Raw genomic sequence first — 6,893 nt, 5'->3', positions numbered from 1 at the left:
AAAAAAGCTACTAAACTTTTTTGCTCTATACCTATTGTCGCTATCTTTAATTTTAGTAAATAAGTTTCGCTGAATTGCTTTTATTACAAGCCAAATAATTACAAGACATACAATTATTACCAATGTTTTTTGGATAGTAGGCTCAAGTAAAAAAAATTTGATTTGATCTTCCATAACATCTCAATTTATTAGTTTTTAAAATCAAGTTGACTGCTTACTTAAGTGTAAATTTACTAAATAAGATGCACTACTTTTAATTGCACAATATACCTAACTAATAACTACACACTATAAATTTACAACTAAACTGGGAATATATTTAAATTAACAGTCATTAATAGCTGCCTACTGTATATAAAAAAACAAGAAATTAACCTTTTAAATCATCAAAAACAATCAACTAACTATCAGTCACTTGTTAAATCATATGGTTTTGTACAGAAAATTAAGTAAATAATCCCCGGGGCAAGCCCACGGGGCATTATTATTAGAATAAATTTAGCTGTGAATCCTTATGTAAAACGTCATATTCATCTTCTAGCCCTTGATTCTTTACATACGCCGCTATAATTTTTTCATTACCATGGCGCCCAACCGTATTAACATAAAAACCACTTCCCCAGAATGAACCACCCCATAAGGCACGTTTTACACCTGGTGCTTTTAAAAATATCTCCCGTGCTGTGATGCTTTTTATGGTTCTGGCAATTTTTGTTGGACTGTAGGTCGGAACGCTCTGAATTAAAAAATGTACATGGTTTTTGTCTGTTCCTATTTCCAAAAAATGTATTTCGTATCTATCTTGAATATCTAAACACGTCTTTTTTAAAATCCTATCCACTTTTGGACTTAGAACTAATCGACGATACTTTGTTGAACATACTAGATGATACAAAAGAAGTGAAACATTGTGGCGCTTATGGATGTGAATACTTGAGCTCATGCTCAAAGATTACTGTTTTTTTCGTACGAGGCAAGCCTCGAGGTATTAAACCCGATTGAGAATAAAAAAAGGGTCCATCTTTATAAAAAAGATAAACCCTCGTTTTTTTAGTTTAAACACTTCTTTAAAAGTGTTAAAAATATTTACATTGCTAATTTGTAAATTTCAATAGCATCTTTTACGGTAACGTCTCTTGGATTACCTCCAGTACATACATCGTTAATGGCATTGATTGCCATTGCTTCAAAATCTTCTTCTTTTACACCCAATTCTTTCAATCCTGAAGGAATTCCAACAGCTAAAGATAATTTTTTGATAGCCTCAATTGCTGCATTTGCACCTTCTTCATCACTCATATCTAATACTGCAACACCCATTGCTCTGGCAACTTTCTTTAATTTATTGGCACAAGCTGGGATATTGAATTTTTCAACGTGTGGTAATAATACTGCATTTGCAACACCATGAGGTAAATCATACATACCACCTAATTGATGAGCCATTGAATGAACAAAACCTAAACCAGCATTTGAAAATGATTGACCTGCAATAAATTGCCCCCAAGCCATTTTGCTTCTAGCTTCAATATCGCTACCATTTTTAACGGCTTTTTCTAAACTAGATGAAATCAATTTTATAGCCTCTAATGCTAAAGCATCAGACCAACCAAAAGCTCCTTTAGTTACATATGCTTCAATAGCATGTGTTAAAGCGTCCATTCCCGTTGCAGCAGTTAAATCTGCAGGTTTCCCTAACATTAATTCTGGATCGTTTACAGCAATAGAAACCAAACAGTTTTTATCTACCATTACCATTTTAACACGACGTTTAACATCTGTTATCACATAATTTATGGTTACTTCACTTGCTGTTCCAGCAGTAGTATTGATTGCAACAATTGGCAATGATTTATTTTTAGATTTGTGAATTCCTTCAAAATCTTCAATATTACCAGGATTTGTTGCTAAAATTCCGATAGCTTTACCACAATCTTGTGGAGAACCACCTCCAAGTGTTAAAATAAAATCACAGTTATTCTCTTTTAACAAACTTAAACCTGCTTTTACATTTTTAACTGTAGGGTTTGGTTTAACTTCATCTAATGTAACACAATCAATTCCAGCTTCTTTTAAAACATCTAAAACTTTTTGTGCCACTCCAATTTTTACCAAAACTTTGTCGGTTACAAATAAGGCTTTTTTGTACGACAAATCTTTTAACTCTTCTCCTAAATCTTTTAAAGCACCTGGACCTATTAAGCTTAATGGTGGTAAGTATATTCTTCTACTTTGTAACATTATTTTAATTTTATTTTGATTGATATTTATTGTTTTCTTAGATATATTTTTATTTAAAAGCTACTTGATAGCAACCTATAGTTTCCCAATAATTTATACGTTTATTAAAATTGGAATATTTTATTATTACCCTATAATTTGTTCAACAAAAGAGATACGTACAAACTTATTTTTCTCTATTAAATTGAATCAGAAATTGAATTAAATTAAAATATAAATAGCTTATTTTTTTCTTTACAACCACTTATATTGAAGGGTTTTTACAGTTATCAAAATTAAAACTAATTGATCTTAATTCTATCCTGTACTATAAGGTAATTGGCGATTTTTATAACATTTTTGAAAGGGTTTTTTATATAAAATAAAAATCTCAGAGGGGTTACCTCTGAGATTTAAAATTTAAGCTATTTAAAACTATTATATTTTAATAATATTTAGCGTATACAACTCTTGTATGTAAGTATTCTTCCATACCATGTTTTCCATCTGCTCCACCAATACCAGATTTTTTCCAACCAGCGTGGAATCCTTGAATGGCTTCAAAATGCTCTCTATTTACATAAGTTTCACCAAAATGCAAACCATTAGTTGCACGCATAATGTTATTATAATTTTCAGAGAATATTGATGATGTTAATCCAAACTGACAATCGTTAGATAAAGCAATAGCTTCTTCTAATGTGCCAAATTTCATAATTGGTAATACAGGGCCAAACACTTCTTCTTGAATAATTTCCATTTGTTGCGTACAATTGGTTAAAAGTGTTGGTTCGTAGAAATAACCACGATCAAATCTTTCAGGTCTTTTACCACCTAAAATTACTTCAGCACCTTCTTTTTTAGCAAACTCAACCATTTCAGTAATCTTATCTACTTGAGATTTAGACACCAAACTACTCATATCTGCATTTACGCCAGTTAAAGCATCTTCAATAGTAACTTGACTCATTTTTTTAGTAATCATTTCTACAAATTGATCGTAGATACTATCTTCAACATAGACTCTTTCAGCACAGTTACAAACTTGTCCACTAAAAATTACTTTTGATGAAACTATTGAATTAACAGCCAAATCTAAATTAGCATCAGCACATACAATTGCAGGTGCCTTACCACCCAATTCTAATGATACTTTTGTAATATTTTCAGCTGCTGCAGCAATAATTTGTTGACCTGCAGATACACTACCTGTTAAACTAATGATACCAGTGATAGGACTTTTAGAAAGTGCATTACCAACAGTTCTACCTGCTCCACATACAAAGTTTAAAACACCTGGAGCCAATCCAATATTTTGAATTAATTCCGCAAATTCCATAATGGTATTTGGTGCTTCAGAACTAGGTTTAATAACACAAGTATTTCCTGTAATTAATGATGCTGCAACTTTACGAGCCATTACAAAAAATGGGAAATTCCAAGGACAAATACCTACAGCCACTCCAATTGGAACTTTGTGTAAATAAATATGTTCTTTTTCTCTATCACTTTGGATAATTTCTCCTTCAATTCTTCTTGCCCAAGCAGCATTATAATCAAAATAATCAGCAGTTACATCAATTTCTACTTGAGCCAATCCAATAACTTTAGCTTGTTCTTTTGAAAGAGTTTCAGCTAAAAAAATTCGATTTTCTCTAATAACAGTTGCCATTTTATGCAAAAACGAAGCTCTTTGTATTGCTGGCAAAGCTTCCCATTTTGGTTGAGCATCTTTAGCAGCTTCAAGTGCATTGTCTGCATCTTCAACTGTTCCTGTTGAAATTGTACTAATAACTTCCTCAGTACAAGGGTTTAAAATTTCTATAACTGATGTCGCTTTAGAATCAATAAACTGTCCGTTGATAAATTGTTTATAATGTTTCATGTTTGGTTTTATTTTTAATTAATAGTTTATTTACTTTTTTTCTAAGACAAGAATTTCTTTCTTAAATCTTCAACTTGTTCGTCATTTATTGGCACCATCTCCCCTAATGAACTACCTAACACAACAGATTTTGCGCTAAATTCTGCAACTTCTAAATAATCGAACGTTTGTAATAATTTATTTCCAGTGATAATTACTGAATCGTTTTCTACAATTAAAGCCGTAGTACAGTTGTTTAAAACCTGAGAGCTTGCATTGTCATAATACGCTCCAAATTTAACTTTAGGAATATCTTGTAAGAAAATCCAACTTTCTGGAATTGTACGTACGTTTAAATATGAATCGGTAATACCAAAAGCCATAAGGTATGGTGACTGAGTCATAATTATAGAATTAACATTAGGATTGTTTTTGTAAATTTCTTGATGAATCCAAGCTGCTCTACTAGGTGTTTTACCAGCTTCACGTTTTCCATCTTTAATTTGAACAATATCTTCAACATCTAAATCCCAACGATTTACATTTGTAGGTGTAATTAAAAAATCGTTATTTTCTAATCTTATAGATACAGTTCCATAAGAACTAATCATCAACCCTTGTTCACAAGAACGTTTTACAATCTCGCAAATTTCTAATCGTTTCTCAACTTCATCAGAAGTATTTACAGTTTCTTCCATTTCTGGCATAACTTCAGGAGCTTGTGCCGTATGCGCTTCAATTTGAGCATCTGTTAAGTAATTAGGTTTCCCTATTTGAGAACCATAAAGTATTGTGCTACAGCAAAATTCTAAAGCTTCAAAACGCTCATAGGCATCAGTTAAACTAGTACCACCTAAAACGGTACCATGGTTTTCCATAATAATGGCCATATACCCTTTTTTAAACTCCTCTCCAATAACAGCTCCTAGTTCGTCACTTCCAGGTACTTCATAAGTTGCGTAACCAATTGGTCCACAAACATGTTTTGCCTGAGAGATTACATTTGTATTTGGTATTTGACGTACAATACTAAATGAAACCAATGCTGGTGGATGCGCGTGAATTACCGACTTGATATCAGGTCTTGATTCGTAAATAGCTTTGTGAAATGGAAATTCTGATGATGGTTTATGATTACCAACAATTGTTCCATCTTTTTTTACACAAACAATATCTGATGGTCTTAAAGAACCTTTATCAACCGCAGATGGTGTAACCCAAATATCGCCGCTTTCATCTATAATAGATATATTCCCTCCTGAAGTAGTAGTCATTCCTCTTTTGTAAATTCTACTAATAATTTCAGTAATTTGATTTCTAGGGTGAATTAATTTTATGTTTTTTGACATTTTTTTAAAGTATTAAATAAAATAATTTGAAAATTATATTTCAATGTTAATAATCATATTGTTAAAAGAATTTTTTATCCGCTAATTATAAACGGTACGTGCTTTTGTAATGCGTAATTTTCTTTTAAAAATTTCGAATTCAATTTTGTATCAGAAATTGATATTGCCGCTCCCAATGCAGAACCCAATGATGCTTGAGTTGTTCTCAACTTTTTATCTCTAAAATAATGAGACAATAATTTTGTATAAACATCATTATCACTAAATCCTCCATCTAAATAAAGCCTTGAAATCACATCATCTCCAATGGCTTTTTTTACACTTTTTATTTGTAATAAAACCAGCTCTGTCATTAATTGATGATAAGCATACTCAAAGTTATCAAAAGAAACTTCTGATTTTTCAGGCATATCTTCATCTACAATACTCTCCCATTTAAAATGAAATTTGAAATCTTTATTGATTTCTTTAAAAGTATCACAACTAAATTTTACAGAGCGATGATAATCTTTATCAACACCGTACTTTTCTCTTAGTTTTTCAACCTGAATCTTATATTCATTACCTAAAAACAAACGCGACGCTTTTACAGGCTTTCCATTAATTCGCATGTAATTAATTGCGTCTTTGTCTGTTGTATCTGTTGAAATAGGATTCTCAGTAAATGGATTAAAAACAATACTCCAAGTACCTGTTGAAATTAAAGCAAACTTTTTCTTTATACTTCGTACATAAGGAAGTAATGCTGCAGAACTGTCATGAATACCTACACCTATTTTAATACGATTACCATTGTAATTCATATTAATACTAGTTTCTGTTGAAACTATAGGTGGCAATATTTTGTCAATCCCTTCTTTATACACCCAACTATGATAATCTTTTTTACCATAATCCCAAAGTGCTGTATGACAACCAATGCTTGTATACTCGCTTAACGGGATCTTAGCAAAAATATAACTCAAATATTGAGGTAGGTGTAATGAGTATTTAATTTTTTTGTAAACCTCAGGTTTTGAATGTTTTAACCAATACAATTGCAAACCAGAATTTAGCATACTTAAATCTGAACATCCTGTTGTTTTCAAGAATTCTTCTTTAGGTCCGTATTTGCTAAAAAAATCGTCAATTATATTTTGATCAAGCGGTTTTAAATAATTGTACAACGGCGTTAATGGATTGCCATTTTCATCAATATGAACCAAACTAGCTCCATATGTTGAAAAATTAATTGCCTGAACTTTAAACTCTTTTGCTTCTAATATTCGGTTAAAAACCTCTTTCAGCCATTGTTTTAATGCTGGAAGATTTTCAGTAGGAAACCCATCTTCGTCTTTTATTTCATCAAAAGATATATATTCTTTATGAACTTCTTTAAAATCTTTATCAAATAAAAAAAACTTTTTATTGGTTTTACCAATATCAAAAACTGCGGTAACTTTTTGTTTCATTCCAGATAT

At 31.3% G+C, this 6,893-nt stretch carries 5 protein-coding genes; all 5 read right to left on the bottom strand.

Annotated elements, in window-relative coordinates:
* Nucleotides 1-487: 487 nt before the first annotated feature.
* Nucleotides 488-943 carry an IS200/IS605 family transposase gene (gene tnpA / locus EC396_RS05660; protein WP_129365732.1) on the bottom strand — a complete coding sequence of 152 codons (456 nt, stop codon included), beginning with the start codon at nucleotides 941-943 and terminating at the stop codon, nucleotides 488-490.
* Nucleotides 944-1,086: 143 nt separating this feature from the next.
* Entirely contained in the window at nucleotides 1,087-2,241 is a 1,155-nt protein-coding gene (locus EC396_RS05655; protein ID WP_129365731.1) for an iron-containing alcohol dehydrogenase, read from the bottom strand.
* A 424-nt stretch (nucleotides 2,242-2,665) separates the two neighbouring features.
* A complete protein-coding gene (aldA, locus tag EC396_RS05650) occupies nucleotides 2,666-4,105 on the bottom strand; it encodes an aldehyde dehydrogenase (protein ID WP_129365730.1) in 1,440 nt (479 codons plus the stop codon).
* Between the two features lie 41 nt (nucleotides 4,106-4,146).
* Nucleotides 4,147-5,433 carry a class II aldolase/adducin family protein gene (locus tag EC396_RS05645; RefSeq protein ID WP_129365729.1) on the bottom strand — a complete coding sequence of 429 codons (1,287 nt, stop codon included), beginning with the start codon at nucleotides 5,431-5,433 and terminating at the stop codon, nucleotides 4,147-4,149.
* A 74-nt stretch (nucleotides 5,434-5,507) separates the two neighbouring features.
* Complete coding sequence (locus EC396_RS05640) at nucleotides 5,508-6,884, bottom strand: FGGY-family carbohydrate kinase (protein ID WP_129365728.1); 1,377 nt, start codon at nucleotides 6,882-6,884, stop codon at nucleotides 5,508-5,510.
* Between the last annotated feature and the right edge of the window lie 9 nt (nucleotides 6,885-6,893).

The organism is Lutibacter sp. HS1-25 (genome assembly GCF_004121075.1).
In the GTDB taxonomy this organism is placed as follows: domain Bacteria; phylum Bacteroidota; class Bacteroidia; order Flavobacteriales; family Flavobacteriaceae; genus Lutibacter.
This window is presented reverse-complemented; position numbering and strand designations above follow the sequence as displayed.

Excerpts from the sequence above, each read along its gene's own strand:
- aldA (WP_129365730.1), bottom strand. The coding sequence starts at position 4,105 with ATGAAACATTATAAACAATTTATCAACGGACAGTTTATTGATTCTAAA.
- tnpA (WP_129365732.1), bottom strand. The coding sequence starts at position 943 with ATGAGCTCAAGTATTCACATCCATAAGCGCCACAATGTTTCACTTCTT.
- EC396_RS05645 (WP_129365729.1), bottom strand. The coding sequence starts at position 5,433 with ATGTCAAAAAACATAAAATTAATTCACCCTAGAAATCAAATTACTGAA.
- EC396_RS05640 (WP_129365728.1), bottom strand. The coding sequence starts at position 6,884 with ATGAAACAAAAAGTTACCGCAGTTTTTGATATTGGTAAAACCAATAAA.
- EC396_RS05655 (WP_129365731.1), bottom strand. The coding sequence starts at position 2,241 with ATGTTACAAAGTAGAAGAATATACTTACCACCATTAAGCTTAATAGGT.